At 73.4% G+C, this 26,335-nt stretch carries 25 protein-coding genes; 15 read left to right on the top strand and 10 right to left on the bottom strand.

Annotated elements, in window-relative coordinates; translation table 11 throughout:
• Positions 1-31: 31 nt before the first annotated feature.
• Positions 32-1,441 carry an HtaA domain-containing protein gene (locus CTZ28_RS03865; RefSeq protein WP_121887781.1) on the bottom strand — a complete coding sequence of 470 codons (1,410 nt, stop codon included), beginning with the start codon at positions 1,439-1,441 and terminating at the stop codon, positions 32-34.
• 112 nt (positions 1,442-1,553) lie between these two features.
• Between CTZ28_RS03865 and CTZ28_RS03860 the strand changes: the two genes are divergently transcribed.
• The 7 genes from CTZ28_RS03860 (at position 1,554) to CTZ28_RS03830 (ending at position 9,354) form a co-directional block, all read left to right on the top strand.
• Positions 1,554-2,576, top strand: coding sequence for a heme/hemin ABC transporter substrate-binding protein (locus tag CTZ28_RS03860; protein ID WP_183154256.1), 1,023 nt, complete (start codon positions 1,554-1,556; stop codon positions 2,574-2,576).
• Positions 2,573-3,655 (top strand): FecCD family ABC transporter permease, encoded by a 1,083-nt coding sequence (locus CTZ28_RS03855; RefSeq protein ID WP_121887779.1) that lies wholly within the window; start codon positions 2,573-2,575, stop codon positions 3,653-3,655. The genes CTZ28_RS03860 and CTZ28_RS03855 overlap by 4 nt, the downstream gene beginning before the upstream one ends.
• A 71-nt stretch (positions 3,656-3,726) precedes the next feature.
• Entirely contained in the window at positions 3,727-4,545 is an 819-nt protein-coding gene (locus tag CTZ28_RS03850) for a heme ABC transporter ATP-binding protein (RefSeq protein WP_259471469.1), read from the top strand.
• 163 nt (positions 4,546-4,708) lie between these two features.
• Positions 4,709-5,842: an iron uptake system protein EfeO gene (efeO, locus tag CTZ28_RS03845; protein ID WP_121887777.1), complete on the top strand. Its 1,134-nt coding sequence runs from the start codon at positions 4,709-4,711 to the stop codon at positions 5,840-5,842.
• 12 nt (positions 5,843-5,854) lie between these two features.
• Positions 5,855-7,108, top strand: a complete 1,254-nt coding sequence (gene efeB, locus CTZ28_RS03840) for an iron uptake transporter deferrochelatase/peroxidase subunit (protein ID WP_121887776.1) — start codon at positions 5,855-5,857, stop codon at positions 7,106-7,108.
• A gap of 3 nt (positions 7,109-7,111) precedes the next feature.
• Positions 7,112-7,963, top strand: coding sequence for an iron uptake transporter permease EfeU (efeU, locus tag CTZ28_RS03835; RefSeq protein WP_121887775.1), 852 nt, complete (start codon positions 7,112-7,114; stop codon positions 7,961-7,963).
• Between the two features lie 389 nt (positions 7,964-8,352).
• The gene (locus CTZ28_RS03830; protein ID WP_121887774.1) at positions 8,353-9,354 is read left to right on the top strand and encodes an SCO2278 family lipoprotein; all 1,002 of its coding nucleotides are present in this window, start codon (positions 8,353-8,355) and stop codon (positions 9,352-9,354) included.
• Positions 9,355-9,407: 53 nt separating this feature from the next.
• On the opposite strand, the gene CTZ28_RS03825 is transcribed toward CTZ28_RS03830, so the two are convergent.
• The 5 genes from CTZ28_RS03825 to CTZ28_RS03805 form a co-directional block, all read right to left on the bottom strand.
• Entirely contained in the window at positions 9,408-10,145 is a 738-nt protein-coding gene (locus CTZ28_RS03825; RefSeq protein ID WP_121887773.1) for a bifunctional DNA primase/polymerase, read from the bottom strand.
• Between the two features lie 93 nt (positions 10,146-10,238).
• Positions 10,239-10,853: a TetR/AcrR family transcriptional regulator gene (locus CTZ28_RS03820; protein WP_121887772.1), complete on the bottom strand. Its 615-nt coding sequence runs from the start codon at positions 10,851-10,853 to the stop codon at positions 10,239-10,241.
• A 9-nt stretch (positions 10,854-10,862) separates the two neighbouring features.
• On the bottom strand, positions 10,863-11,864 hold the full coding sequence (locus CTZ28_RS03815) for a small ribosomal subunit Rsm22 family protein (protein ID WP_121887771.1): 1,002 nt from the start codon (positions 11,862-11,864) through the stop codon (positions 10,863-10,865).
• 86 nt (positions 11,865-11,950) lie between these two features.
• On the bottom strand, positions 11,951-13,168 hold the full coding sequence (locus tag CTZ28_RS03810; protein ID WP_121887770.1) for a serine hydrolase domain-containing protein: 1,218 nt from the start codon (positions 13,166-13,168) through the stop codon (positions 11,951-11,953).
• Positions 13,090-14,478 (bottom strand): multidrug effflux MFS transporter, encoded by a 1,389-nt coding sequence (locus CTZ28_RS03805; RefSeq protein WP_121887769.1) that lies wholly within the window; start codon positions 14,476-14,478, stop codon positions 13,090-13,092. The genes CTZ28_RS03810 and CTZ28_RS03805 overlap by 79 nt, the downstream gene beginning before the upstream one ends.
• 110 nt (positions 14,479-14,588) lie before the next feature.
• On the opposite strand from CTZ28_RS03805, the gene CTZ28_RS03800 reads away from it, so the two are divergent.
• Together CTZ28_RS03800 and CTZ28_RS03795 are read left to right on the top strand one after the other, a co-directional pair.
• The gene (locus CTZ28_RS03800; protein WP_121887768.1) at positions 14,589-15,596 is read left to right on the top strand and encodes a Gfo/Idh/MocA family protein; all 1,008 of its coding nucleotides are present in this window, start codon (positions 14,589-14,591) and stop codon (positions 15,594-15,596) included.
• Between the two features lie 83 nt (positions 15,597-15,679).
• Positions 15,680-16,438 carry an SDR family oxidoreductase gene (locus CTZ28_RS03795; protein ID WP_121887767.1) on the top strand — a complete coding sequence of 253 codons (759 nt, stop codon included), beginning with the start codon at positions 15,680-15,682 and terminating at the stop codon, positions 16,436-16,438.
• 475 nt (positions 16,439-16,913) lie between these two features.
• Here the strand turns inward: CTZ28_RS03795 and CTZ28_RS03790 are convergent, their stop codons facing one another.
• Together CTZ28_RS03790 and CTZ28_RS03785 are read right to left on the bottom strand one after the other, a co-directional pair.
• Positions 16,914-18,110 carry a D-alanyl-D-alanine carboxypeptidase family protein gene (locus CTZ28_RS03790; protein WP_121887766.1) on the bottom strand — a complete coding sequence of 399 codons (1,197 nt, stop codon included), beginning with the start codon at positions 18,108-18,110 and terminating at the stop codon, positions 16,914-16,916.
• Between the two features lie 168 nt (positions 18,111-18,278).
• A complete protein-coding gene (locus tag CTZ28_RS03785; protein ID WP_121887765.1) occupies positions 18,279-19,262 on the bottom strand; it encodes an aldo/keto reductase in 984 nt (327 codons plus the stop codon).
• Positions 19,263-19,718: 456 nt separating this feature from the next.
• Here CTZ28_RS03785 and CTZ28_RS03780 point away from each other — a divergent pair, with 456 nt between their 5' ends.
• Together CTZ28_RS03780 and CTZ28_RS03775 are read left to right on the top strand one after the other, a co-directional pair.
• On the top strand, positions 19,719-20,273 hold the full coding sequence (locus CTZ28_RS03780) for a DoxX family membrane protein (protein ID WP_121887764.1): 555 nt from the start codon (positions 19,719-19,721) through the stop codon (positions 20,271-20,273).
• 24 nt (positions 20,274-20,297) lie between these two features.
• Positions 20,298-20,681: a MazG-like family protein gene (locus tag CTZ28_RS03775; RefSeq protein ID WP_121887763.1), complete on the top strand. Its 384-nt coding sequence runs from the start codon at positions 20,298-20,300 to the stop codon at positions 20,679-20,681.
• Here CTZ28_RS03775 and CTZ28_RS48005 read toward each other — a convergent pair.
• Complete coding sequence (locus CTZ28_RS48005; protein ID WP_259471468.1) at positions 20,663-20,794, bottom strand: hypothetical protein; 132 nt, start codon at positions 20,792-20,794, stop codon at positions 20,663-20,665. The genes CTZ28_RS03775 and CTZ28_RS48005 overlap by 19 nt on opposite strands.
• Before the next feature lie 228 nt (positions 20,795-21,022).
• Between CTZ28_RS48005 and CTZ28_RS03770 the strand changes: the two genes are divergently transcribed.
• The 4 genes from CTZ28_RS03770 to CTZ28_RS03755 all read left to right on the top strand — a co-directional run bounded on the left by CTZ28_RS03770 (position 21,023) and on the right by CTZ28_RS03755 (position 25,012).
• Positions 21,023-21,961: an ATP-binding cassette domain-containing protein gene (locus tag CTZ28_RS03770; protein ID WP_121887762.1), complete on the top strand. Its 939-nt coding sequence runs from the start codon at positions 21,023-21,025 to the stop codon at positions 21,959-21,961.
• The gene (locus tag CTZ28_RS03765) at positions 21,958-22,797 is read left to right on the top strand and encodes an ABC-2 transporter permease (RefSeq protein ID WP_121887761.1); all 840 of its coding nucleotides are present in this window, start codon (positions 21,958-21,960) and stop codon (positions 22,795-22,797) included. Before CTZ28_RS03770 ends, CTZ28_RS03765 begins: the two co-directional genes overlap by 4 nt.
• Positions 22,798-22,814: 17 nt before the next feature.
• Complete coding sequence (locus CTZ28_RS03760; RefSeq protein ID WP_121887760.1) at positions 22,815-24,104, top strand: sensor histidine kinase; 1,290 nt, start codon at positions 22,815-22,817, stop codon at positions 24,102-24,104.
• 236 nt (positions 24,105-24,340) lie between these two features.
• Entirely contained in the window at positions 24,341-25,012 is a 672-nt protein-coding gene (locus CTZ28_RS03755) for a response regulator (protein ID WP_121887759.1), read from the top strand.
• Between the two features lie 826 nt (positions 25,013-25,838).
• Here the strand turns inward: CTZ28_RS03755 and CTZ28_RS03750 are convergent.
• The gene (locus CTZ28_RS03750) at positions 25,839-26,279 is read right to left on the bottom strand and encodes a hypothetical protein (protein WP_121887758.1); all 441 of its coding nucleotides are present in this window, start codon (positions 26,277-26,279) and stop codon (positions 25,839-25,841) included.
• Positions 26,280-26,335: the final 56 nt, after the last annotated feature.

The raw sequence follows: 26,335 nt of genomic DNA, 5'->3' as shown, positions 1-26,335 counted from the left end.
GTCTCCTTCGTCGGGGTGTGGGTCGGGGTGGTCAGTCCTCGTCGGCGGCCGGGCGGGCGCGGCGCCTGCGGACGGCGACCGCGGTGCCCGCACCGGCCAGCAGCAGGCCGGCCGCCGCGAGGGTGAGGGGCAGGACGGGGGCGCCGCCGTCGGCGGATTCGCCCGCGACCGGCTCCGCCGTGGCGTCCCGGGTCGGGGTCGGCGTGGCCGACGGCGTCGGGTCGGCCACGCTGCCCAGGTCGGGCAGCGCGGGCAGCGTGGCGTCGTCGGTGAGGGCGACGGCCAGCGAGACCGGGTCCATCTCGGTGCCCTTCGGATACATCCCGCCGAAGGCCCGGGCGCCCTCGGCGGTGAGCTTCGCCGGTGCCTCGGTGACCGAGGCCAGTCCGTCACGGGCGGCGAAGTCCGGTGCGGCGAAGGTCACCAGCGGCATCTTCTTCCCGGTGAGGTCGTCGCCGCTCACATCGGCGTAGAGGGTGCCCCGGCCGTCCGCGACGGTGACCCGGACGCCGCTCAGCCGCAGGTCGAGGCCGTGTTCGCCGGTGAAGCGTACGGCGCCGTCGAAGCTCGCGGTCAGCTCGCCCTTGCGGTAGGTGCCCTCGCCCGCCGGGAAGCGGAAGAGGGCTCCGCCGTCCCGGGCGCCGTCGCTCAGCGTCCACTTGCCGCGGGCGATGTCGCCGGTGACGTACTCCCGGAAGGTGCGGCGCACCCCCCAGTCGACGGCGCCGTCCGCGATCGCGCCGCCCTTCGACGGCGCCTTCTTCGCGGGCGACTCGGTCGCGGTGGGGGTACGCGTGGCCGTCGGTGTGGGCCGCGCGGCCGGCTTGACGTCGGCGGCCAGGCTGACCGGGTCGAGGGCGGTCCCGGCCGAGTAGTACCCGGCGAAGGACGTGGCACCCTGGGCGGTCAGCGTGGCGGGCACATTGTTCAGGACGACGGCGGTGCCGCCGCCCTTCATGTCGATACCGCCGAGGGCGAGGGAGGCGAAGGGCACCTGTGCGGACGTCGTGACCGTCCCGGTGTCCTTCGCCTTGCTGGTGACGTCCAGGTAGAGCGTGCCGGTGGCGCCGGAGATCCGGACGGTGGGGCGGCTGAGCGTGAGGTCGAGCTGGTACGAGCCGTCGCTCTTCCGGTGGCCGACGAAGTGCACGCCGCCCGCGAAGGACGCGGCGAACGCCCCGGTGGCGCCGTCGTAGCTGCCGGTCGCCGAGGGGAAGCGGAACTGGCTGCTGCCCACGGTGGCCGCGCCGCCGGTGAGCGAGTAACTGCCCTTGGCGATCGGCCCGGTGACATAGCTCTGGAACGACGATTTGACGCCCCAGTCGAGGCGGCCGCCCTGGACGGTACGGCTCTCGGCGTGCGCGGCGGGGACCGAGAGCAGCAGCGCTCCCAGAACGGCCGCGCACAACACGGCAGACGGGTGCCGTAGGGGCGTGGGCATGGGAGGTCCTCCGGATGCGACAGCCGGTAGCGATTAAAGGTAAGGCTAACCTAAGCTCAACCTTGCAGATTTCGGAAGCAACCGAAGGGAACGGGACAGGACCGTGCGACGCTTGCGCACCCGACTGGCGGGAGCACTGGTCTCCGTGCTCGCCCTCACCCTGGCCGCGACCGGCTGCGGCGGCTCCCCCGAAGCCGCCGACGCGACCGGGAAGCCGGGAAGGACCGGGGGGACCTCGACGACGACCACGGCCGACCGCGTCGAGCCGCTGCCGGACACCCCCGCACCGAAACTCCCCGTCACCGTCGCCTCGGCCGACGGCGGCACGGTGACGGTGCGCCAGACGCGGCGCATCGTCCCGCTCTCCGGCAGCCTCAGCGAGATCGTGTTCACCCTCGGGCTCGGCGACCGGGTCGTCGCCCGCGACATCACCGCCACCTTCGAACAGGCGGCGAAGCTCCCGGTGGTGACCCGCAACCACGACGTGTCCGCGGAGAGCGTGCTCTCCCTGCGGCCCGACCTGGTCCTCGCCGAGGAGACCAGCGGCCCGCAGGAGGCCATGGACCAGATCCGCGCGGCCGGGGTGCCGGTGCTCGTCGTCGCCGCGGCCCGGGGCCTTGACGACGTGGGCCCGCGCATCCGGGCGGTGGCCGGCGCGCTCGGCGTCCCGGCCGCCGGGACGGAACTGACCCGGCGCTCCGAGCAGCGGATCGCCGCCGTGCGCGGGACGGTCCCGGACCACACCGAACGGCCCCGGGTCGCCTTCCTCTATCTGCGCGGCTCCGCCTCCGTCTACCTCATCGGCGGCAAGGGGTCCGGCGCGACCTCGCTGCTGGAGGCCGCCGGGGCGGTCGACGCCGGGGCCGAGTCGGGCCTGACGAAGGACTTCACCGCGATCACCACCGAGGCGCTCGCCGCGGCCGCGCCGGACGCGATCCTGGTGATGGCCAAGGGACTCGAATCGGTCGGCGGGACCGACGGACTGGTGAAGATCCCGGGCGTCGCGCAGACGCCGGCCGGGATGAACCGGCGGATCGTGTCCGTCGAGGACGGGGTGCTGCTGAACTACGGTCCGCGCACCGACCAGGTGCTCACCACGGTGGTCGCGCAGCTGTACCGGGACGGTGCCGAGTGACCGTGCTCGGCGAACCGGCCGAACGGACCGCCGAACCCCCCGCGCGCCGCGGGCGCTCCACCGCCTGGCTGCTCACCGCCGGGCTGATCGCCGCCCTGCTGGTGCTCGTCCCGGTGGCCGCGGGCCTGGGCGCCTATCCGATCCCGACCGGCGACGTGCTCGGCTCCGTGCTGCACCGTATGGGCGTCGGCGGCTCCGCGCTCGACCGGGTGGCCGAGTCGGTCCTGTGGAACGTCCGCTTCCCGCGCATCGTGCTGGCGCTGCTGGTCGGCGCCTCACTGGGCTGCGCCGGGGCCCTGATGCAGGGCGTGTTCGGCAATCCGCTCGCCGAGCCCGGCGTCATCGGCGTCTCCTCGGGCGCGGCGGTCGGCGCGGTGGCGGCGATCGCGTTCGGCCTCGACTTCCTGGGCGACTGGACGGTGTCGGCGTTCGCGTTCGCGGCGGGTCTTGGCACGGTCCTGCTGGTGTACGGGATGTCGCGGTCCGGCGGCCGTACCGAGGTGGTGACGCTGATCCTCACCGGGATCGCGGTGAACGCCTTCGCGGGCGCGCTGATCGGGCTGTTCCTGTTCTTCGCGGACACCGCCGCCGTGAACCAGATCACCTTCTGGCAGCTCGGCTCGCTGTCCCAGGCGACCTGGCCCAAGGTGCTGGCCGTGCTGCCCTGCGCGGTGCTCGGGCTCGCCCTGGCCCCGGGCCACGCCCGCCGGCTCGACCTGCTGGCGCTCGGCGAGCGGCCCGCACGGCATCTGGGCGTGGACGTGGAGCGGCTGCGGCTCGTGCTGGTGCTGGTCATCGCGCTGCTGACGGCGGCGGCCGTGAGCGTCGCCGGGATCATCGCCTTCGTCGGCCTCGTCGTACCGCATCTGCTGCGGATGCTGGCCGGGCCCGGCCACCGCTTCCTCATCCCGGCGAGCGCGCTGCTCGGCGCGCTGGTCCTGCTCGGCGCCGATCTGACGGCCCGTACGGTCGCCGCGCCCGCCGAACTTCCGCTCGGCGTGCTGACCGCCCTGCTCGGCAGCCCGTTCTTCTTCTGGCTGCTCCGCAGAACCCGCCGCAGACAGGGGGGTTGGGCATGACGCCCACCGCCTGCCCACACCGCCCAGGTCCGCCGACGCGCCCTCGGGTGTTCGATCGAAAGGGTTCGTCCGTGAGACTGCTGCGTGCCAGGCCGGCCGCCCCCGCCCCGGCCGTCCCCGGTGCCGTGCTCGCCGAGGCCGAGGGCCTGCGCGTCCGCCTGGGCACCCGCACCGTGCTGGACGGCGTCGACCTGTCCGCCCGCGCCGGTGAACTCCTCGCCCTCGTCGGCCCCAACGGGGCCGGGAAGTCCACCCTGTTGAGCGCCCTCGCGGCGGATCTCGCGCCGGCCGCCGGCGTCGTACGCATCCACGGCCGCCCCGCCCCGCAGTGGTCCGCGGCCGAACTCGCCCTGCGCCGGGCCGTGCTCCCCCAGTCGTCGACGCTGTCCTTCCCCTTCACGGTGGCGGAGGTGGTCCGGATGGGCCGCGCGCCGCACGCCTCCTCCCCCGCGGACGACGACCTCGCGGTGGCCCGGGCGATGGCGGCGACGGAGGTCACCGGCTTCGCGCTGCGGCCGTTCTCCGCGCTGAGCGGCGGGGAGCGCGCCCGGGTCGCGCTCGCTCGGGTGCTCGCCCAGCACGCACCGCTGCTCCTGCTGGACGAGCCGACCGCCGCCCTCGACCTCAAGCATCAGGAGTCGGTGCTGCGGCTGTGCCGGGAAAGGGCGCACGCCGGTGACGCGGTGGTCGTGGTGTTGCACGATCTGGCCCTGGCGGCGGCCTACGCGCACCGGGTCGCGATCCTCAGCGCGGGGCGCGTCGCGGCCGAGGGCCCGCCGGCGGAGGTGTTCGACGAACACCTGCTGTCGGACGTCTACGAGCAGCCCGTCGAGGTGTTCCCGCACCCCCGCACCGGGGCCGTCCTGATCGTCCCGCGGCGCATGACTTGACCCCTCCGTTACCCGCCCTTGGCGGCGATTTTGAGTCGTCGAGATCAAGCCGTGTCTGTGATCTTTCAGTGAGAGCTGAATCACCGTCCGGGCGGGTATGTGTGAGGTAAGGCTCAGGTAAGTTAGGCCAGCCTCACCAGACTGCTTCCCGCTTGGAGCCTGCATGCGTGCCGTCCGCCTCACCGTCACCGCGGCCACGGCCGTGGCCGCCCTGACCGCCCTCACGGCCTGCACCGCGAAGAGCGATGCCGCGGACGGCAACGCGATCCAGGTGACCGCGGCCGACTCGACGTGCGACACCTCGACCAAGTCGGTGCCGGCCGGCCAAGTCACCCTCCAGATAGAGAACAAGGGCTCCCGGGCCACCGAGGTCGAGATCCTCTTCCCGGACGACCGGATCGTCTCCGAGAAGGAGAACATCGGCCCGGGCACCAAGTACACGCTGACCGCCGAGGTGAAGGCGGGCTCGTACGAGATCGCCTGCCGCCCGGGGATGAAGGGCCACGGCGTGCGCCAGAAGCTGACGGTCACCGGCGGCAGCACCGCCAAGCGGGACCCGAAGCTGGACAAGGCGGTCGCCGAGTACCGCCAGTACGCCCAGGACCAGGCCGACGAGACGCTGCCGCGGGTCGAGACCTTCGCGCAGGCGATCAAGGACGGCGACCTGGAGGCCGCCAAGAAGGCCTACGCCCCCTCCCGCCTCGGCTGGGAGCGCACCGAGCCGGTCGCCGAGTCCTTCGGCGACATCGACCCCAAGGTCGACGTCCGCGAGGACGGGCTCGAAGAGGGCCAGAAGTGGACCGGCTGGCACCGCCTGGAGAAGTCCCTCTGGCACGACAAGAAGATCGGCGCCGAGGAGAAGACCCTCGCCGACCAGCTGGTCACCGACCTGAAGGACTGGCAGAAGCGGGTCGGCACCGCCGAGATCACCCCGACCTCCATGGCCAACGGCGCCAAGGAGCTGCTCGACGAGGTCGCCACCGGCAAGGTCACCGGCGAGGAGGACCGCTACGCGCACACCGACCTCGTCGACTTCAAGGGCAACGTCGAGGGCGCGCAGCGGGCGTACGAGCTGCTCAAGCCGGTCGCCTCGGCGAACGACGCGGTGCTGACCGGGGAGTTGGACAAGCAGTTCGCGGCGCTCGACGCCCTGCTCGACAAGTACCGCTCGGACCGGGCCTCGTACGAGTTCGTCTCGTACGACAAGGTCACCGAGGAGCAGCGCAAGGAGCTGTCGGACGCGGTGAACGCGCTCGCCGAGCCGCTGTCCAAGCTCGCCGCCGCGGTCGTGAAGTAGGCGGGGACGCAGATGACGGAGACCCAGGGGGGCCACAGCCCCTCGCGCCGCGCGCTGATCGGCTGGGGCGGTGCCGGGCTCGCGCTCGGCGCCGCCGCGGCCGGCGGTGCCGTCGCGATGACCCGGGCCGGCCAGGACGCCGACCCGGCCGCCGCCGAGGCGGGCACCGCGGTCGGCTTCCACGGCGCCCATCAGGCGGGCATCGCCACGCCCGTGCAGGACCGGCTGCACTTCGCCGCGTTCGACGTGAAGACCGACGACCGGGCCGCGTTCGTCCGGCTCCTCAAGGACTGGACGGCCGCCGCCCGCCGGATGACCGCGGGCGGCACGGTCGGCGCGGGCGCCTACGGCGGGCTGGCCGAGGCGCCGCCCGACGACACCGGCGAGGCGCTGGGGCTGAGGCCGTCCCGGCTGACGCTCACCGTCGGGTTCGGGCCGTCCCTCTTCGACCGGTTCGGGCTCGCGGACCGGCGGCCCGCCTCCCTCGTCGACCTGCCCAAGTTCCCGGGCGACAATCTCGACCGCGCGCGCACCGGCGGCGACCTGTGCGTCCAGGCCTGTGCCGACGACCCGCAGGTCGCCGTGCACGCCATCCGTAACCTGGCCCGCATCGGCTTCGGCAAGGTCGCCGTCCGCTGGTCGCAGCTCGGCTTCGGCAAGACGTCGTCGACGACCCCGGACGCCCAGACCCCGCGCAATCTCTTCGGGTTCAAGGACGGCACCCGCAACATCGCGGGCACCGAGACGGACCGGCTGAGCCGGTTCGTGTGGGTCGGGGACGGGGACGGGCCCGCCTGGATGACCGGCGGGTCGTATCTCGTGGCGCGGCGCATCCGTATGAACATCGAGACCTGGGACCGGACTTCGCTCCAGGAGCAGGAGGACGTCTTCGGCCGGGACAAGGGCGAGGGCGCGCCGGCCGGCAAGCCGAAGGAGCACGACGAGCCGTTCCTGAAGGCGATGAAGCCCACCGCGCACGTCCGGCTCGCCCACCCCGACGCCAACGACGGGGTGACGATCCTGCGCCGGGGCTACTCCTTCACGGACGGCACCGACGGGCTCGGCCGGCTGGACGCGGGCCTGTTCTTCCTGGCCTACCAGCGCGACCCCCGCACCGGGTTCATTCCGCTCCAGCGCCGACTGGCGGCGTCGGACGCGCTCAACGAGTACATCCAGCATGTGGGTTCTGCTGTCTTCGCGATCCCGCCCGGCGTCCGCGACGCGGACGACTGGTGGGGCCGGACGCTGCTGACCGAGGAGGCGTAGCCCGTGTTCTCCAACTATCTGATCGGTCTGCGCGAGGGGCTCGAGGCGAGCCTCGTCGTGTGCATCCTGATCGCCTATCTGGTCAAGACCGGGCGCCGGGACGCCCTGCGGCCGATCTGGATCGGCATCGGCATCGCGGTGGCCATCGCCATGGGCTTCGGGTGCGCGCTCGAATTCGGCTCGCAGGAGCTGACGTTCGAGGCCCAGGAGGCGCTCGGCGGTTCGCTGTCGATCCTCGCGGTGGGGCTGGTGACCTGGATGGTCTTCTGGATGCGGCGCACCGCCCGGCATCTGCGGTCCGAACTGCACGGCAGGCTGGACGCGGCGCTGGCCATGGGCACGGGGGCGCTGGTCGCCACGGCGTTCCTCGCGGTGGGCCGGGAGGGGCTGGAGACCGCGCTGTTCGTGTGGGCGTCCGTGCACGCGGCGGGCGACGGGACCCCGCGGCCGTTGATCGGCGTCGCCCTGGGGCTGGCCACCGCGGTGCTGCTCGGCTGGCTGTTCTACCGGGGCGCGCTGAAGATCAACCTGGCCAAGTTCTTCACCTGGACCGGTGGCATGCTCGTGGTGGTCGCGGCGGGCGTACTCGCGTACGGCGTCCATGACCTCCAGGAGGCCAACTGGATCCCGGGCATCCGGGACCTGGCCTTCGACATCAGCGACACGATTCCGCCGGACAGCTGGTACGGGACTCTCCTGAAGGGCGTCCTCAACTTCCAGCCCGACCCGACGATCATCCAGGTCACGGTATGGCTCCTGTACCTGATCCCCACCCTGACCCTGTTCCTCCGCCCATCCACCCCCACCGAAGCCGCCCCCCAACCAACGAGCCCGGACACCACCACAGCCCAGTGATACGCCGGCGCCCCGGAGGGGCGCGGGGAACTGCGCGCTCAGCCACAACACACCCGCGGCCACCCCACCACCCGCCCCGAACGGCCAGTCCGAGCCCGCGGAACGGCACCTCAGGGTCAACTCCCCCGCCACAACAGCCAACCCTCCCGGTCACAGCCACGGGCCCGCACAACACCACCACAGCCCGGTGATACGCCCGCGCCCCGAAGGGGCGCGGGGAACTGCGCGCTCAGCCACGACACACCCGCAGCCACCCCACCACCCGGCCCGAACGGCCAGTCCGAGCCCACGGAACGGCACCCCAACCCACGACGCCCGAGCGGGCTGTCCCGAGCCGGTGAAACGCCCGGTAGGGTTCGGCTCCGGGAAGGGGAAGGTGACGGCACCTCATGACCAGGGATCGCAGCCCGCAAGGGCTCCGCAGGCGTGGCCGGAAGGCACTCATAGCGGCCTCGCTGACCGCTTTGTCGCTGACGGCGAGCGGATGCGTGGTGGTGCACGGAGAGCGCGAGGTGCTCCCGGCCACCAGCAAGGCCGAGGCGGCGAAGGCGCTGGAGAAGTTCACGGACGCCTACAACGCGGCGGACAAGGCGTTCGACAGCTCCCTGGACGCCGACTACATCACGGGCGCGCTCGCCGACATCGACGAGGCCCGGCTGACGGCGGGGCACGCGAACAGCCCCGGCGGCAACTCCGGACACCAGCCGCTGAAGCTGTCGGACGCCGAGTTCACCATCCCCAAGAAGGCCGGCTGGCCGCGCTGGTTCGTCGCCGACACCGCCGCCAACAAGGGCGGCAGCGCCCGCTGGCTGTTCGTCTTCACCCGCGGTGACCTGAGCGAGCCGTTCCAGGTGGCGTATCTCACGCTGGTCGCCCCGGACAGCCTGCCGGAGTTCGAGCTCGACGAGGACGGCTGGGCCGAGGCCGTCCCGACCGGCTCGGCCGACCTGGCCGTACCGCCCAAGGAACTGAGCGAGCAGTACGCGACGTACCTGAAGAGCGGCGGCAGCGCCTTCGCGGACGGTGTGCACACCAGCGACTGGCGCGCCACGCGCGCCCGGCAGGCCAGCAAGCCGGGGCTGGCCCGGCAGTACATCGACGAGCCGCTGACCGGTGGCGACTACGCGCCGCTGGCGCTGCGCACGGCCGACGGCGGGGCGCTGGTGTTCTTCACCACACGCCACTTCGAGAAGCAGACCGCCGCCGCGGGCGCCTCCGTGCCGGCCCCGGGCAAGGACGTGCAGGCCCTGACGAAGGGCGAGGTCAAGCAGTCGCTGACCCTGGAGTTCGTCTCCAACGAGGTCGCCCTCGACCCGAAGCGCGGCGCCGGGAGCGGACAGGTGTCACTGCTGGGCCGTATCCAGGGACTGACAGCGGCCCAGGGCAACTGAGGCTGTATGGGCCGTGCCGCGCAGTGGGCCACGGTCCCACCCCGCGGACTGCGCTAGTGGCGCAGCGGCCAGCCCGTGCCCGCGTGGTCGGTCTCCTCGTGCGCGTGCCGGGCGCAGGCGTCGGTGAGGGCCTCCAGGAGGCTCAGCGGGTCGGGCAGCGCATGCTCAAGGCCGCGCACCCAGCGCACCTGCTGGTCGTCGTCGCCGGGCAGCCGGGCGGGCGGCACCAGCACGTACGAGCCGCGGCAGTGCCAGCGCAGCCCGGGGTGCTCGTCCATGGTCTCGGGGTGGCAGTCCAGCTCGCACGGCCACCACTCGTCCTCGTCCTCGGGGGTGCCGCGGGTGAGGGTGAAGAACAGCAGGCGGCCGTCGTCGCTCTCGGCGACCGGGCCGACCTCGACGCCGGAGTCGAGCAGCCGCCGCAGCGCCTGCCGGCCGGCCTCCAGGGGCACGTCGAGGACGTCGTGCACCATGCCGGTCGCGGTGATGAAGTTGGCCTGCTGCTGGTGCCGGGCCCAGCGCTCGATCTGGGCGTGGTCCGTGGTGGACTGCGTCTGCCAGGCGAAGGACACCGGGTGCCGGGCGGGGGTGGGACAGCCGACCCGGTCGCAGGAACAGCGGTACCCGGGGGCGGGGTGGGCGGCGGGTGCGAGGGGCAGTCCGGCTGCGGCGGCGGCGAGCAGCAGTTCCTCACGGCCGCCGGTGTCGGCGGTCGGTGACGTGCGGCGGCCCCGCAGCCACTGGGAGAGTTTGCCCTGCCGGCCGGACCGGCCGCCGAACGTCGCGCTCATCAATCCCCTCGCCTCGCTGGAGTGCGGACAACATGCCCCATGGTCCCACCATTCGGCGCCGCAGGAGACCGCGGCCCCGTCCGGGGGGTGCGGTCAGCGCGGGGCCAGGCCGTTCAGCGCGTAGTCGACGAGGGTGTCCGTGTAGGCGTGCGAGATCGGTCCGGTGTGCTGGAGCCAGCGCTGGGCCAGCGGCGAGACGAACAGCTCCAGGGCGATCCGCGGGTCCACGTCGGCCCGTACGTGCCCGGCGTCCTGGGCGGAGCGGAGCCGGTCGACGTAGAGCTGGAGCTGTGGTTCGAGCAGTTTGGCGACGAACTCCCGGCCCAGCTGCTCGTTGACGACGCCCTCGGCGGCGAGGGCGCGGGAGGGCGCCTCGAACCGGGGGTCGAGCAGTTCGTCGACGGTGGCCCGCAGCACCGCCCGGAGGTCGGCGGCGAGGTCCCCGGTGTCGGGGATCGCGTACGGTTCCTGGCCCAGCTCCCGGGCCGCCTGCTCGGCGAGGTCCAGGAACGCCTCCAGCAGGACGTCCGCCTTGGCCGGCCACCACCGGTAGATGGTCTGCTTGCCGACCCCGGCGCGGGCGGCGATCGCCTCGACGGTGGTCTTCGGGTACCCGACCTCGACGACGAGGGCGAGGGCGGCGGCGTAGATGGCGCGGCGCGACCTCTCGCTGCGTCGGCTGGCGTCCGGGGCGGGCTTCTTGACCATGGGGTGAAGCTAACCCATGGGATCCGGTGCGGCGGGCGGCCAGGGGTCGCCCCACTCGGCGTCCCGGGCCGCCTTGTACAGGTCGCCGTGGCGTTTGGTGACCGTCGTGCGGTGCAGCCGTTCGCCGGTCTCGCACAGGTCGAGCAGGACCTGTCCCTTGCGGATCTGCGGGCGCCGGACGATCCGCGCGGGCGCCGGTCCCGCCGGGGCGCGGGTGGCGGCGACGTAGCTGAACTTCTCGTCCTCGTACGGCAGCGAGCCGCCCTTGACCTGCCGGTGCAGGGAGGAGCGGCTGACCCGGGCGGCGAAGTGGCACCAGTCCGTGCCGGGCACGATGGGACAGCCGGCGCTGTGCGGGCAGGGCGCGGCGATCCGGAACCCGGCGCCGATCAGCCGGTCCCGGGCCTCGATGACGCGGGCGTAGCCGTCGGGGGTGCCGGCCTCGACGATCACGACGGCCTGCGCGGCGGTCGCGGCCGCGTCGACGAGGGCGGTGCGGTCGGCCGCGGACAGCTCGTTGAGGACGTAGGACACGGTGACGAGGTCGACGGCGTCGAGGGTGAGCCCGGCGCCGATCCGGGCCCGCCGCCAGTGGACGTCGCGCAGTGCCGGGTGGGCGGCGGCGATCTCCCGGCCCAGGGCGAGCGCGGGCTCGGCCCAGTCCAGCACGGTCACCGGCCGGCTGCCCGCCCAGGTGGCGCTGACCGCCCAGGTCGCGGCGCCGGTCCCGCCGCCGACATCCGCGTGGCCGGCCGGCGCCCAGCCGGGCACGGCCGCCGCGAACGCGGCCAGCGCGGAGCGCACCGCCTCGAAGGTCGCGGGCATCCGGTACGCGGCGTACGCGGCGACGTCGGCGCGGTCCCGCAGGATCGGCGCGTCGGTCGGGGTGGCCCCGCGATAGTTGGCGATCAGCCGCTCCACGGCCGAGGCCGCCTGCGACGGCGGCAGCCCGTCGAGCAGCTCCGCCAGCGCGGCCCGGAGTCGTTCGGCCGGACGTACAGGCTCGTTCACCAGCCGATTGTAAGAGCCCCCGCACACCCCTCCGAAACCGTGCCGGCCGCGCCCCGGTGGGCCGCGTGCGCTGCCGTGCCCGGGGTTCAGTCCCGGTGGGGCGTGCGGCGTACGGCGCGGGCCAGTCGGGTCGCGGCGCGGGCGCGTGGGGTGCTGCCGGCTTCGCGTCTGCGCGGGTGCACGGTGTTCGCCAGCAGCACCAGGAAGGTGTCGGTGGCCGGGTCCAGGACCAGTGAGGTGCCGGTGAAGCCCGTGTGCCCGGCGGCTCCCCGGCCCGCCAGCTCCCCCATGAACCACCGCTGGTCGAGGGCGAACCCCAGCCCCGGCGGGGTCAGCAGCAGCTCCACGAAGTCCGGGCCGAGGATGCGGGCCGGCCCGTACTGTCCGCCGGCCAGCAGGGTCCGGCAGAACACCGCCAGGTCCCGGCCCGTGGAGAACAGCCCGGCATGGCCGGCCACCCCGCCGAGCGCCCAGGCGTTCTCGTCGTGGACAACGCCGCGCAGCATGCCCCGGTCGGCCTTGGCCCACGGCCGCCGCTGGTCCTCGGTCGCCGCCGCGTCCGGGCAGGGTCCGAACCGGGTCGCCGTCATCCCCAGCGGCCGGGTGATCCCCTGGTGGACCAGGACGTCGAGGGTGCGGCCGGTGATCCGCTCCAGCAGGAGCTGGAGGAGCAGCAGGTTCAGGTCCGAGTAGCGGTATCTGCCCGCCGGCGCCGTGGGCGCCTCCGCGCGGAGCATCGCCAGCCGGGCCGTGTCGTCCGGGCAGTCGTACAGCGGCAGTTCGGGCCGCAGCCCGGAGGTGTGGGTGAGCAGCTGACGCACCGTGACGCGGTGCCGGGCGGCCGCGCGGAACTCCGGCAGATAGGCGCCGACCAGCGCGTCGATGCCCAGGGTGCCCCGCTCGATCTGCTGCACGGCCGCGACGGCGGTGAACAGCTTGGTGACGGAGGCCAGATCGAAGGGCGTGCCGAGGGTCATCGGCACCCGGTCCGCGGGCGCCGGCTCGACACCGCGGTCCGTCGTGGGGTCGTACGCGGTGTACCGGACCGCCCAGCCCGCCGCCTCCTGCACGGCGATCACCGGCCCGCGCCCGGCGACCACGACGACGCCCGGCGCCCAGGGGCGGTCGCCGCCGGTGAGGGCGTGCGCTTCCTGGACGAGGTGCCGGAGTTCCGCGGGGTCGAGTCCGGCCCGTTCCGGTGTGTCGACGCGCAGTCTCGGTGCGCTCAGCTCTCCTCCCTGGTGTGCTCGGCCACGCCCGACGGGCGGATGCCCGCGCGCGGTGCGCCCGCGTGCGCCTTCCATGGACGGCACATTCCCACGAAACAGGCGACGGCCACCGCTGCGGCCGCCAGTTGGACGACGGCCATCGGCACGGCGGTGTGTTCCCCGGCGATGCCGACGAGCGGGGAGGCGACCGCCCCGATGAGGAAGGTGGAGGAGCCGAGCAGCGCGGCGGCGGATCCTGCCGTGTGCCGGGTGCGCAGCAGGGCGAGGGTCTGGGCGTTGGGGAGGGTGAGGCCCATCGCGGACATCAGCACGAAGAGCGCGGCGGCGACGGGCGCCAGGCCGACCGGGCCGAAGGCGCCGAGGGACATCAGCAGCAGGGCGCTCGACGCGAGGACGGTGACCGCGAGGCCGACGGCCAGCACCCGGTCCAGGCTGACCCGGCCGACCAGCAGCTTGCCGTTGATCTGCCCGGCGACGACCAGGCCGACCGAGTTGAGGCCGAACAGCAGGCTGAAGGTCTGCGGGGAGGCGCCGTAGATGTTCTGGATGACGAACGGCGAGGCGGATATGTAGGCGAACAGGGCGGCGAAGGCGAAGCCGCCGGTGAGCAGGTAGCCGGTGAACGGCGCGTCGGCGAGGAGCCCGCGCATGGCGCGCAGGGCCGCGCCGACCCCGCCCTTGTGACGTTCGCCGGGCGGCAGCGTCTCGGGCAGCCGCAGCCAGACCACCGTCGTCAGTGCCGCCCCGACCACGGTGAGGAGGGCGAACACGCCCCGCCAGTCCGTCACCCGCAGGATCTGACCGCCGATCAGGGGTGCCACGATCGGGGCGGCGCCGGAGATCAGCATCAGGGTGGAGAAGAAGCGGGCCATCGCGATGCCGTCGTACAGGTCGCGGACGACGGCCCGTGCGATCACGATCCCGGCCGCGCCGGCGAGGCCCTGCGCCAGCCGGAGCGCGACCAGCGCCTCGACGGTGGGCGCCACCGCGCACAGGGCGGTGGCGACGACGTAGACGGCGAGGCCGGCCAGCAGCGGGCGGCGGCGGCCCCAGCGGTCGCTCATCGGGCCGACGACGAGTTGCCCGAGCGCCATGCCGGCCAGGCAGGCGGTGACGGTGAGCTGGACGGTGGCGGCGGGCGCGTGCAGGGAGCGGGTGACCTCCGGCAGCGCCGGGAGGTACATGTCCAGCGCGAGCGGGGGTGTGGCGGTGAGGCCGCCGAGGACGAGGGTGACGAGCAGGCCGGTGCGGCGTGCCGCGGAGCGGCGGGGTTCGCCTCCCGCGGCCGGGCGTGCCGTCTCGGGTGTCGGTGCCTTCTCGGGTGTCGGTGCCTTCTCGGGTGTCGGTGCCGACTCGGGTGTCGGCGCCGTCGCGCGCTCGGGCATGGGTCCCCTCCCCTTGCGGCCTGTGCGGCCGCCCCGTCCGGTGGAACAGGCACCTATGCTCTCAGTTCGTACACAGTGCCGAGGCAGTCATGAGCGAGGGCGGGGCCGGAATGGCGGAGCAGAGCGTGCGGTGGGGCATTCTGGCGACGGGCGGCATCGCGGCCGCGTTCGCGGCGGATCTGGTGGATCTGCCGGACGCCGAGATCGTGGCGGTGGCCTCGCGGACCGAGGACTCGGCGCGGGCGTTCGCCGAGCGGTTCGGGATCCCGCGGGCGTACGGCGACTGGGAGTCGCTGGCCCGGGACGAGGACATCGATGTCGTGTACGTCGCCACCCCCCACTCGGCGCACCGGGCGGCGGCCGGGCTGTGCCTGGAGGCCGGCCGGAACGTGCTGTGCGAGAAGGCGTTCGCGTTGAACGCGGCCGAGGCGGAGGAGCTGGTCGCGCTGGCGCGCGAGCGGGGACGCTTCCTGATGGAGGCGATGTGGATGTACTGCAATCCGCTGGTACGCCGGCTGAAGGCGCTGGTCGACGACGGAGCGATCGGTGAAGTCCGCACCGTGCAGGCCGACTTCGGGCTCGCGGGCCCCTTCCCGCCCGCGCACCGGCTGCGCGACCCGGCGCTGGGCGGCGGCGCGCTGCTCGACCTCGGCGTGTACCCGGTGTCGTTCGCGCAGTTGCTGCTCGGCGAGCCGGCCGGTGTCGAGGCCCGCTCGGTGCTGTCCGCGGAGGGTGTCGACCTCCAGACGGGCGCGCTGCTGTCCTGGGACGGCGGGGCGCTGGCCGCGGTGCACTGCTCGATCGTCGGCGGTACGTCCGTCACCGCGTCGGTGACCGGGTCGCTCGGCCGGATCGACGTACCGAGCGGCTTCTTCCACCCGGAGCGGTTCGTGCTGCACCGCGACGGCCGCGATGCCGAGGAGTTCGTCCTCGACCCGTCCGACGGCCCGCGGCACACCCTGCGGCACGAGGCGGCGGAGGTCATGCGCGCGCTCCGGGCCGGCGAGCCGGAGTCCCCGCTCGTGCCGCTGTCCGGCACGCTCGCCGTGATGCGCACGCTGGACGCGATCCGGGAACGGGTCGGGGTGCGGTACCCGGGGGAGGCCGTGCCCGTCTGAGGACGGGCTGGGCCGACCGCCTGCCGGTCGGATGGCGGATGGCGGATTCCGCCTGACGGAGTCGGCGCCTACGCTGCGGTGCCATGACCGACAGGGAATCGAAGATCGCGGTGGTGACCGGCGCCGGGTCCGGTATCGGACGGGCGGTGGCCGTGGAGCTGCTGCGCGCGGGCTGGGCGGTGGCGCTGGCCGGGCGGCGGGCCGAGCGGCTCGCGGGGACGGCGGCGCTCGCCCCCGAGGGCGACTCGCTCGCCGTGCGCACGGACGTGGCACGGCCGGACGACGTGGCCGGGCTGTTCGCGGCGACCGTGGACCGTTTCGGCCGGGTCGACCTGCTGTTCAACAACGCGGGCACGTTCGGTCCTGGCGGGATCCCGGTCGAGGAGCTGCCCTACGACGCCTGGCGGCACGTGGTGGACACCAACCTCAACGGGGCGTTCCTGTGCGCGCAGGCGGCGTACCGGCAGATGAAGGGGCAGGACCCTCGGGGCGGCCGGATCATCAACAACGGCTCGATCGCGGCGCACGCGCCCCGCCCGCAGTCGGTCGCCTACACCGCGACCAAGCACGCGCTGACCGGCCTGACCAAGTCGCTCTCGCTGGACGGGCGGCCGTACGGCATCGCGGTCGGCCAGATCGACATCGGCAACGCGGCCACCGACATGACGGTGCGGATGGAGACGGGGGCGTTGCAGGCCAACGGGGCGGTAGCCCCGGAACCGGTGATGGATGTCGCCGACGTGGCCCGCACCGTGCGGCACATGGCCGAGCTGCCGCTGGAGGCGAACGTGCAGTTCGCGACGGTGCTGGCGACGGCGATGCCGTACGTGGGGCGGGGCTGAGCGGCCGCACGCCCGCCAACTCCCCACCTGCACAACCGGAATTCGAACCTCCGCCCTCTTGCGGCCGGTCGGCAGCCTATGCTCAACTTTCCTCCATCAGAGCTTCACAATTGGACCACTCCGAGGGGGGGAAGCGGCAGCCGTTCCACCGAGCCCGGGTGGGGGTGGACCTCACAACAGAGGTACGCACCGGGCACGGAACGGCTGCCGCCCCATTCCCGAGCAGCGCGACTACGGCACCGCAGCCGGGGTCCCGCGCCGACGGTTCGAGGCGGCCCCCGCCGCCACAGCCGACCTACGGCACCGCAGCCGGGGGCCCACCGCGTCGGCCCCGAGGCTCGCGCCCGCTCCACCCGCACCGAGCAACGCGGCCGAATTCGCCGCACCCCGCAAGACAGCAGGACAAGGTCTTCTTCGGCGCCGCAGCTGCGGTCCCGCGCCGACGCCGTGTCTCGCCCCCGCTGAAAAAAGACCGTCAGCTGCGGTGGCGGCCGCCGCGCTCGGGGGTCGGGGGTGCCTCCGTCGGTTCCGTCGGCGCAGCCGACTTGCGGCGGCGTAGGGCCCAGGTGCCCGCGCCGAGCAGTGCGACCGTGCCCGCCGCGCCCTCCAGCAGGCGCCAGGACGAGGTCTCCTTGGCCGGCTCAGCCACGGGTACCGCGGCGGCCCGGGCCGACCGTCGCGTCGGCTCCGGGCTCGCGCTCGCTCCGCCCTCGCTGAGCGGATCGACCAGCGCACCCACCGCCGGCGCCGAACTTCCCTTCCCGAAACCCCAGTCGAGCAGCGCGGCCGTCTCCTCGTAGACGATGTTGCCGCCGTTGCCCGGGTGCATCACGGTGACCAGCAGGGTGCGCCCGTCCCGGGTGGCGGCACCGGTGAAGGTGTTGCCCGCGTTGCTGGTGTAGCCGTTCTTCACCCCGATCAGGCCCTCGTAGCTGTCCAGGCCCCACGCCCCCGTGAGCAGCCTGTCGGTGTTCTGGATCTGGAACGTCTTCTTGCCGCCCGCCGGGAAGTCGGCGGTCCTGGTGGCGCAGTAACCGCGGAAGTCGGCGTCCTTCAGCCCGTGCCGGGCGAAGAGCGTCAGGTCGTACGCCGACGACAGCTGCCCCGCGTGGTCAAAACCGTCGGGACTGACCACATGGGTGTCCAGGGCCTGCAGATCCTCCGCCCTGGCCTGCATCTCGGCGACCGTCCTGGCGACCCCGCCGTTCATGCGGGCCAGTACGTGCACCGCGTCGTTGCCCGAGCGCAGGAACACGCCCTGCCACAACTGCTCGACGGTGTAGGTGATCCCGGGCTTGACACCGACGAGGCTGGAGCCCGCCGGGATCCCGGCCAGATCCGCCTCGGTCACCTTGTACCGCTCGGCGCGGTCGAACTTCCGGAGCACGGTGTCCGCGAACAGCATCTTCAGCGTGGACGCGGGCGCCAGCCGCGTGTGCGCGCCGTACGCGGCGAGCACCTCCCCGCTCTCGCAGTCGGCGACCAGCCACGAGCGGGCCGTGAGCTTCCCGGGCAGCCCGCGGGCACCGCGAACCTGGACGCCCGGGCGGGCCAGCAGCTCACCGCCGATCACGGTCGGGGCGGCGGCCGCGGGGGCGGCGGCGGACAGGGGGAGGGCGGCGGCCGCCAGGCCGAGGGCGGCGCGCCGCGTGAGCCGGGAACATTCACGCATCCCGGGAACCGTACACGCATCCGACACGGCTTCCGTGTCAGTGGGCCCGCACCGCCCCAGGAATTTGCTGTCTTATGAAAATCGCAGCTCGCGGGGTCCCGGCTGCAGCCTTGCGGTGCTGCTCGTCGACGAGGGCACCCATGACTCGTCCGTCGCCGCCCGGGCCGCTCACCTGCCGAGGATCCGGTCTACCTCATCCAGCTGCCCGGCGGTGAGCGGCCCCTTCGCGAGCGCGCCCGCGTTCTCCTCGGCCTGGGCGACCGAACGGAAGCCCGGGATCGGCACGGTGCGCGGGCTGCGCGCCCAGAGCCAGGCGAGGGCGCCCTGGGCGGGCGTACGCCCGTCACTGGTGAGGACGTCGCGCAGCGCGTCGACGCGGGCCAGCCACTGCGGGTCGGCGCCGGAGCCGTCGCCGAACCCCGGGAGCCAGGCCGGCGGCCTGCTGCGGATGTCACCGGCGGGCGGCGGCCCGTGCCGCTTCCCGGTCAGCAACCCCATGGCCAGCGGGCTCCGGTTGATGCTCGCCAGGTCCAACTCCTCGCACAGCGCGAGGAGTTCCGGCGCGTCCTGGAGGACGTTGAGCCGGTGCTGGACGGCCGTGCAGTGCGGGCCCTCGGCGAAGAGCGCGGCGCGGGCCGGGTCGTCGGTGCTCCAGGCGTAGCCGCGGATGAGGCCCTGTGCCACGAACTCCTCGCACAGGTCGCGCAGTTCGGCCGCGTGGGCCGGGTCGGCGTCGGACAGGTGCAGCTGGTAGAGGTCGATGTGGTCGGTGCCGAGGCGGCGCAGCGAGGCGGTGAGCGCGCGACGGGCGTGGGCCGGGGAGTCGTCGCCGCCGGTGCGAGTGCGGGTGCGCTCGTCGAAGACGTTGCCCCACTTGGTGGCGACGACGACATCGTCCCGGCGCTTGCCCAGCGCGCGGCCCAGCACCCGCTCACTGTGCCCGGTGCCGTAGGTGTCGGCGGTGTCGAAGAAGGTGACACCGAGGTCGAGAGCGCGGTGGACGGCCCGTACGGACTCGTCGTCGTCGACCTTGCCCCAGCCGAGCGGCCGGCCCTCGGTGTCCTCCCACTCGCCCCCGATGGCCCAGCAGCCGAAGCCGAGGGCGCTCACCTCGATACCGCTGCGTCCCAGTGTCCTGGTGGTGGTCTCCATGCGAGGGGAGCCTAGGAGTTGAAGCGCGCACGAGGACAACCCCAGGAAACACTCCGCGCCACGAGCCACCCCAGCCGAGTGGACCGGGCCCACCCCATCCGCGACACGGGCCACCCCACCGCACAGACCACACCCGCCGCGCCCCCGCACCCCGCCAGGCGAACCACCCCAGCCACGGCGGGCCGCCCCCGTGGACCCGCACCCGCCCTACCCGCCCTACCCGCCGCACTACCGCCCCACCACACCCCCCATGCAAGCCACCCCAGCCACACCGACCGTCCCAGACAACACGCGAGCCACCCCAGACAAGTGGGCCGCACCCGCCGTACTGTCCCCGCGGGCCCCGCCACCCGAACGGCGGCCCGGGCGGGCTGCCCCGCGGTCCCGGATGCGACGGTGGACACCCGGGCAGGAGCCCTGTTCCGGCCGTCGACCCGAACCGCATGGGGAGCCACCGTGAGCTGTTACGACCGACGTGATCTGGGCCTGCTGCTGCTCCGGCTGGGTACCGGCGGAGTGCTGGCCGCGCACGGCGCGCAGAAGCTGTTCGGCTGGTTCGGCGGGCACGGCATCGAGGGCACCGGCCAGTTCATGGAGTCCGTCGGCTATGCGCCGGGCCGGGCGAGCGCGACGGCGGCGGGGCTCGCCGAGACGGGCGGCGGCGCGCTGCTGGCGCTCGGCCTCGCCACGCCCGCCGCGGGTGCGGCGGCGGCCGGCGCGATGGCGGGCGCCGCGGCGGTGCACGTGCCGAACGGCTTCTTCGCCCAGGAGGGCGGCTACGAGTACGCGGCGACCCTGGGCCTGGCCGCGGCCGGCCTCGCCGTCGCGGGCCCCGGCCGGCTCTCCCTCGACCACGCCGTCGGCCATGTCTTCGACCGCGGCTGGATGGTCCCGGCGGCGCTCGGGGTGACCGCGGCGGTCACCGCGGCCGTGGTGGGCGCCCGGAACTGCCGGGTGCGGCGGACGGCCGAGGAGGCGGCGGGCCGGCAGGGGACGCTGTTCGAGGAGTAGCCGTGGTCGTGGCAGGCTGCGTCCATGACCGATCAGGACACGCGCACACCCGCGCCCGCGGATCTCTGGACCGCCATCGACGAGTTGTGGGCCTGGCTGGACGCGCACGACCGGCACGACCCGCCGCAGGCCGTGCTGCTGCGGGTACTGAAGCTGTCGGAGGAGGTCGGCGAGGTCGCCCAGGCGGTGATCGGCGCGACCGGGCAGAACCCGCGCAAGGGCGTCTCGCACACCTGGGCGGACGTCCGGGCCGAACTCTGCGACGTCGTCATCACCGCGCTGGTCGCGCTGCGCACCCTGACCCCGGACGCCCAGGAGGAGTTCACCCGCCACCTCGCCCGGGTCACCGCCCGCTCACTCGGCCCGGCGCCGTCCACCACCCCGCCCCCTCAGCGGCGCGACATGTAGAGGCCGAGCCCACCGGTACCGACCTTGAACCGCAGCAGACCCAGCAGATGGTGCCGGGACGCGATGAAGGTCAGGTGTTGCTCGGGGCTGATCGGCTGCAACTGGTAGGTCATGCCGTGCATCGTGGCATCCGCCGGCGGGCCCGATCAGGTGGAGTGATCCGGTGTGGCGGGATTCGGCACCGTACGCGGTCGCCCGCCGGCCGGCCGGTCGTAGTACCCCGGTACGACGTCCGGGCCGGGGTTCCGTCCGCGGTACGACCGGTTCGAGGGCGGCTCGTTCTTAGCGTTGTTCCTGGGGCACCGGCTGTCGGCGCCCGGGGCCCGAGCGAGGGAGTACGCGTGATAGAGGCAGCGCAGCTGACCAAGCGGTACGGCGAGAAGACGGCCGTGGACCGGCTGGATTTCGTCGTCAAACCGGGCACCGTGACCGGCTTCCTCGGCCCCAACGGCGCGGGGAAGTCGACCACGATGCGCATGATCGTCGGGCTGGACGCCCCGACCGGCGGCTCCGTGACGGTGAACGGCCGCCCCTACGCCGGGCACCGGGCACCGCTCCAGGAGGTCGGGGCGCTGCTGGAGGCGAAGTCGATCCACCCGGGCCGTTCGGCGTACAACCACCTCAAGGCGCTCGCGCTGACGCACGGGATCCCGCTCGGCCGGGTGGACGAGGTCATCGACCTCGCCGGGCTCGGCGCCGTGGCGAAGAAGCGGGCAGGTGCCTTCTCGCTCGGCATGGGACAGCGGCTCGGCATCGCGGCGGCGCTGCTGGGCGATCCGCAGACGGTGATGCTCGACGAGCCGGTCAACGGTCTCGACCCGGAGGGCGTGCTGTGGATCCGTACCCTGCTGACGTCGCTCGCGGCGGAGGGCCGCACGGTGTTCGTCTCGTCGCATCTGATGAGCGAGGTGGCGCTGGTGGCGGACCACCTGATCATCGTGGGCCGGGGGCGGCTGCTGGCCGACACGACCGTACGGGACCTGGTCCGCGAGGCGGGCGGGGACACGGTGCACGTGGCGACGCAGGACCCGGCGCGGCTGCGTGAGGTGCTGGCCGGGCCGGGTGTCGAGGTCACCGGCCGGATCGGCGCCGAGGAACTCGAGGTGACCGGCCTGACCGCGCGGGAGATCGGGCTGCGGGCCGCCGAGCACGGGATCGCGCTGTTCGAGCTGAGCGCGCGCACGGTGTCGCTGGAGGAGGCGTTCATGGAACTGACCCGGGACGCCGTGGAGTACCACGGCTCGACCACCGGCCCGGAGACCCTGGGGAGGGCGGCATGAGCGCCCCGGCCACGATCGCCGAACCGCCCCGGACCCTCGGCGCGCGCCCCGCCTACCGGGTGACCGGGCCGCGGGTGCTGCGCTCGGAGTGGGCCAAGCTGTGGTCGCTGCGCTCGACGTGGATCACGCTGGCCCTCGGCCTGCTGTTCCTGGTGGCCTTCGGGCTGATCGCCGCGTCCCGCTACCGCTCCGGATACGACTCCGGCCGCCTCGACGGTGACTTCGCCCACGCCACCGCGGTGAGCCTGTCCCTCTTCGGTACGAACTTCGCCCAGCTCGCCCTCGGAGTGCTCGGGGTGCTGGTCACGGCCGGGGAGTACTCGACCGGCATGATCCGCTCGACGATGGCGGCGGTGCCGCGCCGGCTGCCCGTGCTGTGGTCAAAGGCTGGCGTGTTCGGGCTGGTCGCGCTGGTGGTCGGGACGGTCGGGGCGTTCGTCGCCTTTCTGATCGGCGGCGGCATCGTCTCCGGCACCCCCGCGGCCATGGACCTGTCGCACGCCGGTGTCGTCCGCAGCCTGCTGGGCGCCGGGCTCTATCTCGGCCTGGTCGGTGTGATCGGCGCCGCGCTCGGCGCGCTGCTGCGGTCCGTGGCCGGCGGCATCTCGGTGCTGGTCGCCGCGCTGATGCTGGTCCCCGGGCTGATGTCGCTGCTGCCCAGCTCCTGGCAGGACGACGTCAACCGCTATCTGCCGAGCAACGCGGGGCAGTCGATGTTCGCCCTGACACACGACTCCACCGCCCTCTCCCCCGGCGCCGGACTGCTGGTTTTCCTCGGCTGGACGGCGCTCGCGCTGGCGGGCGCGGCGTACCGGCTGCGGCGCAGCGACGTCTGAGCCTGCACCATGGGCAGGTGACCTCCGTGACCACCACCGACGACGTCCTCGGTACGGGCTCGCTGGTCGGCTTCTTCAGCCGGGCCGGCCAGCGGCTGCGCCGTGCCGACCGCGCGCGGCCCTGGGTGCTGGACACCGCGGTGGTGGTCGTCGTCTTCCTGATGTTCTGCCTGCCGGACCTGGTGAGCCCGGGTTCCGGGGACGAGGACGGGCCGCACCGGTTCCGGCTGGTGTTCGCCCATCCGCCCGTGGCGGGTGTGCTGGCGTTGCAGGCCGGGCTGGTGCTGCCGCTGCTGTGGCGGCGGCGCAGGCCCGCGGCGGCCTTCGGCGTGATCACGGCGGTGTTCGCGCTCCAGTGGTCGCTGAACGTGGCGCTGCGCGCGGACGTCGCCCTGTTCATCGCGCTGTACAGCCTGGCCCTGCACGGGCGGCCCCGGCAGCTGCCGTGGGCCTGCGGGGTGATGGCGGCGGCGATGGTGCTGGTCGCGGTGCGGGCGGCGGCCGCGGTGTCCGTCTGGGACGCGCTGTTCCTGCTGCTGAGCACGGCGACCGCCGCCGTGGCGCTCGGTCTGATGGTACGGATCCGGCGGGCCCAGCTGGCCGGGCTGCGCGAGCGGGCGGCCCGGCTGGAGATCGAACGCGACCAGCGCAGCCGGCTCGCGACGGCGACCGAGCGGGCCCGGGTGGCCCGGGAGATGCATGACATCGTCGGCCACAACCTGTCCGTCATCATCACCCTCGCCGACGCGGGCGCCTACGCCGGTGACCGGGAGCCGCAGCGCGGCACGGAGGCGCTGCGGCTCATCGGCGACACCGGCCGGCAGGCCCTCGGGGAGCTGCGGCGCGTGCTCGGCGTGCTGCGGGAGGCGGACGGTTCCGCGCAGCGGCCGGAGCTCAGCCCGCAGCCCGGCATCGCGGACATCGACGCCTTGTGCGCGGGGGTGCGCGGCGCCGGTCTCGACGTCGTCTACCGCACCGCGGGCGACGTGGAGGCGCTGGACGGCGGGGTCCAGCTGACCGTCTACCGCATCGTCCAGGAGGCCCTCACGAACACCTTGAAGCACGCCGGCTCCGACACCCGGGTGCGGCTGGCGGTCCTCGTCGAGGACGACCGGCTGCGCATCCGGGTCAGGGACAGCGGCCCGGCCGTCCGCCCGGAAACACCGAACGAGGAAGGCCACGGCCTGGTGGGCATGCGTGAACGGGCCGCGCTCTACGACGGAGACGTCACCGCGGGCCCGACACCGGACGGCGGCTGGCTGGTCGAAACCACCCTCGACCTCACACCCCGGGACGGCACCCGATGACGCCCACACCCCTCACACCTCGGGGCGGTGCCCGATGACCACCACGCCCACCGGAGACGTCACCGCGAGGCCGCCGACGAACGGCGCCCAGCGGCCGGCGACCACCCACGCCCCCACCTCCCCGGGCGGCACCCGATGACCACCGTGCCCACCCAGAACGTCGCCGCGAGGCCGCCAACGAACAGCGCCCGACGTCCGAAGACCACCCACGCCCCCACTTCCCCGGGCGGTGCCCGATGACCACCGTGCTCGTTGTGGACGATCAGCCGCTCCAGCGCTACGGGTTTCGGATGCTGCTCGACTCCATCCCCGAGACGGAGGTGCTCGGGGAGGCCGCCCATGGCGCGGAGGCCGTCCGCATGACCGCGGAACTGCGGCCCGACGTCGTGCTCATGGACGTACGCATGCCCGGCATGGACGGCATCGAGGCCACCCGTCGCATCGTCGCCGCCGGCGACCGCTCGCGGGTCCTGGTGCTGACCACGTTCGACCTCGACGAGTACGTGCACGCGGCCCTGCGCGCGGGCGCCAGCGGCTTCCTGCTCAAGGACGCGCGGCCCGAGGAACTCCTCGCCGGGATCCGGGCGGTGGCGGCGGGCGACGCGATCATCGCCCCCGCGCTCACCCGCCGCCTCCTGGACGAGTTCACCCGTCACCCCCCGGCGTACGGCACCGGCCACTCGGCCGCGGACCCGAGGCTCGACGCCCTGACCGGCCGCGAACGGGAGATCCTCGTCGCCGTCGGCAGGGGCTGGACCAACGGCGAGATCGCCGCGCACTTCGTCCTCGCGGAGTCCACCGTCAAGACCCATGTCGGACGCATCCTCGCCAAGATCGGCGCCCGCGACCGCGTCCAGGCGGTGATCTTCGCCTACGACCACGGCCTGGCCCGCCCGAACACGACCTGAACGGGGACGGTTCACGACCGACGGTGCGGTGAGAGTGCCGACGGAACCAACACGTCCACGCGCACATGCCTCCGGCTCCTCGATGTGCCCGAAATCCCCGCTGTATGGCTCGGAAGTCATCGGACTCCACTATCCAGCGGACCAGGGCACGGAGCAGGAAACGAATGCCGAGGCCAAGCCCGCTCAGGAAGGCCAGATCGGCGGCGTAGCGTTCCTGTACGGGGTTTCGTTCCGGGCCTGTGACCAGCTGGAGGCTGCTTCCACTGGCCAGCCGCCACAGCACTTCAGCGGCTGCGTCCAGGCGTTCGACGTGGGTCGTGTCCACCCACCCGCTCATGCCGTCAATGACACTGTCCGCACACGGTGTCAACCAGCGACGCAGTGCCTCGTCGTCCGGCTCCGGATCGGGAGCCATGAGCCGGCCCCGGGGACGCTCGCGTCTGCTGCGCGGGACGAGCCGCAGGGAGGCAGTCCGTTTCCGCAGGCCGGGATCCAGGTCCATCAGGCCGCAGCGGTGGGTTTGCACCGCGCCGCTCGAACACATACGTCAGCAGCCGGTACGGCGGCCGGAACTGTGCCGGAAGCTCCCGGTCGAGGCCGAGGGCGACATTGCCCTGGCCGGCCATGCGTCCCGCTGCGGCGGTGAAGTCCGCCCCGGTGCCACGGAACCAGCTCAGCCGCACGGTGGAGTCCGGTGCGAATCACTCCCGCCCACCAGCTGCGGGAGTGGGACCACCGCCGGAGCGCCGGGGGCGAAGCATCAGCGGAGCTTGAGGGTCGGGGGCCCGTCGTGCGAGGTGCGCGGCAGGCCCCGTCCTCATGGTCGCTAGCGCCAGTTGATCCCGGGCAGGCGGACGTCGTAGGAGTCCAGCATCTTCAGAGTGCGCGCCCGCGTCCGTTCCTTCATGTAGGGCCAGGCGGCCTCTACCAAGCCGGGGGCGTTCAGAAGCTGTTCGAGTACCTCGAAGTAGACAGCGCCGCTGACATGCTCCGTGGGGTGGGCCACGATGCGCTCCACAAACTCCCAGCACCTGCTGAGCAGTTCGGTGTCGGGGCTGTCGCTCTCCAGCTCGGGCATCAGCACAGGCATCGTGAAGCACTCGGCCAGCAGCCGATACGGCCGCACCCACGTTTCCTCGGTCACTACAGCCGCTTTCGCGGGCCGGTGGTACGTCTCGGTGATGGAGTCGGCGGACTCCGGGATCATGCGCAGCAGCAGCGAGGGGATCTCATCGGCCCGGATCTCCTTGGCGGGGGTGTCGCTCATGTCTTCCTGTCGGGTGTGGGGGTCGCTGTCACAGGCGCGGGGCCCGGCGTGCGGGA

The organism is Streptomyces shenzhenensis, assembly GCF_003688995.1.
In the GTDB taxonomy this organism is placed as follows: domain Bacteria; phylum Actinomycetota; class Actinomycetes; order Streptomycetales; family Streptomycetaceae; genus Streptomyces; species Streptomyces shenzhenensis_A.
Note: the sequence above shows the minus strand (reverse complement) of the source record. Positions and strands in the feature narration are given on the sequence as shown.

What these genes read in the sequence shown, in the direction of transcription:
- CTZ28_RS03800 (WP_121887768.1), top strand. Translation starts at nt 14,589, where the DNA reads ATGGCGGAGCAGAGCGTGCGGTGGGGCATTCTGGCGACGGGCGGCATC.
- CTZ28_RS03810 (WP_121887770.1), bottom strand. Translation starts at nt 13,168, where the DNA reads ATGGAAGGCGCACGCGGGCGCACCGCGCGCGGGCATCCGCCCGTCGGG.
- CTZ28_RS03825 (WP_121887773.1), bottom strand. Translation starts at nt 10,145, where the DNA reads ATGAGCGCGACGTTCGGCGGCCGGTCCGGCCGGCAGGGCAAACTCTCC.
- efeO (WP_121887777.1), top strand. Translation starts at nt 4,709, where the DNA reads ATGCGTGCCGTCCGCCTCACCGTCACCGCGGCCACGGCCGTGGCCGCC.
- CTZ28_RS03790 (WP_121887766.1), bottom strand. Translation starts at nt 18,110, where the DNA reads ATGCGTGAATGTTCCCGGCTCACGCGGCGCGCCGCCCTCGGCCTGGCG.
- CTZ28_RS03755 (WP_121887759.1), top strand. Translation starts at nt 24,341, where the DNA reads ATGACCACCGTGCTCGTTGTGGACGATCAGCCGCTCCAGCGCTACGGG.
- CTZ28_RS48005 (WP_259471468.1), bottom strand. Translation starts at nt 20,794, where the DNA reads ATGACCTACCAGTTGCAGCCGATCAGCCCCGAGCAACACCTGACCTTC.
- CTZ28_RS03775 (WP_121887763.1), top strand. Translation starts at nt 20,298, where the DNA reads ATGACCGATCAGGACACGCGCACACCCGCGCCCGCGGATCTCTGGACC.
- efeB (WP_121887776.1), top strand. Translation starts at nt 5,855, where the DNA reads ATGACGGAGACCCAGGGGGGCCACAGCCCCTCGCGCCGCGCGCTGATC.
- CTZ28_RS03785 (WP_121887765.1), bottom strand. Translation starts at nt 19,262, where the DNA reads ATGGAGACCACCACCAGGACACTGGGACGCAGCGGTATCGAGGTGAGC.
- CTZ28_RS03795 (WP_121887767.1), top strand. Translation starts at nt 15,680, where the DNA reads ATGACCGACAGGGAATCGAAGATCGCGGTGGTGACCGGCGCCGGGTCC.
- CTZ28_RS03765 (WP_121887761.1), top strand. Translation starts at nt 21,958, where the DNA reads ATGAGCGCCCCGGCCACGATCGCCGAACCGCCCCGGACCCTCGGCGCG.
- CTZ28_RS03865 (WP_121887781.1), bottom strand. Translation starts at nt 1,441, where the DNA reads ATGCCCACGCCCCTACGGCACCCGTCTGCCGTGTTGTGCGCGGCCGTT.
- CTZ28_RS03805 (WP_121887769.1), bottom strand. Translation starts at nt 14,478, where the DNA reads ATGCCCGAGCGCGCGACGGCGCCGACACCCGAGTCGGCACCGACACCC.
- CTZ28_RS03750 (WP_121887758.1), bottom strand. Translation starts at nt 26,279, where the DNA reads ATGAGCGACACCCCCGCCAAGGAGATCCGGGCCGATGAGATCCCCTCG.
- CTZ28_RS03830 (WP_121887774.1), top strand. Translation starts at nt 8,353, where the DNA reads ATGACCAGGGATCGCAGCCCGCAAGGGCTCCGCAGGCGTGGCCGGAAG.
- CTZ28_RS03820 (WP_121887772.1), bottom strand. Translation starts at nt 10,853, where the DNA reads ATGGTCAAGAAGCCCGCCCCGGACGCCAGCCGACGCAGCGAGAGGTCG.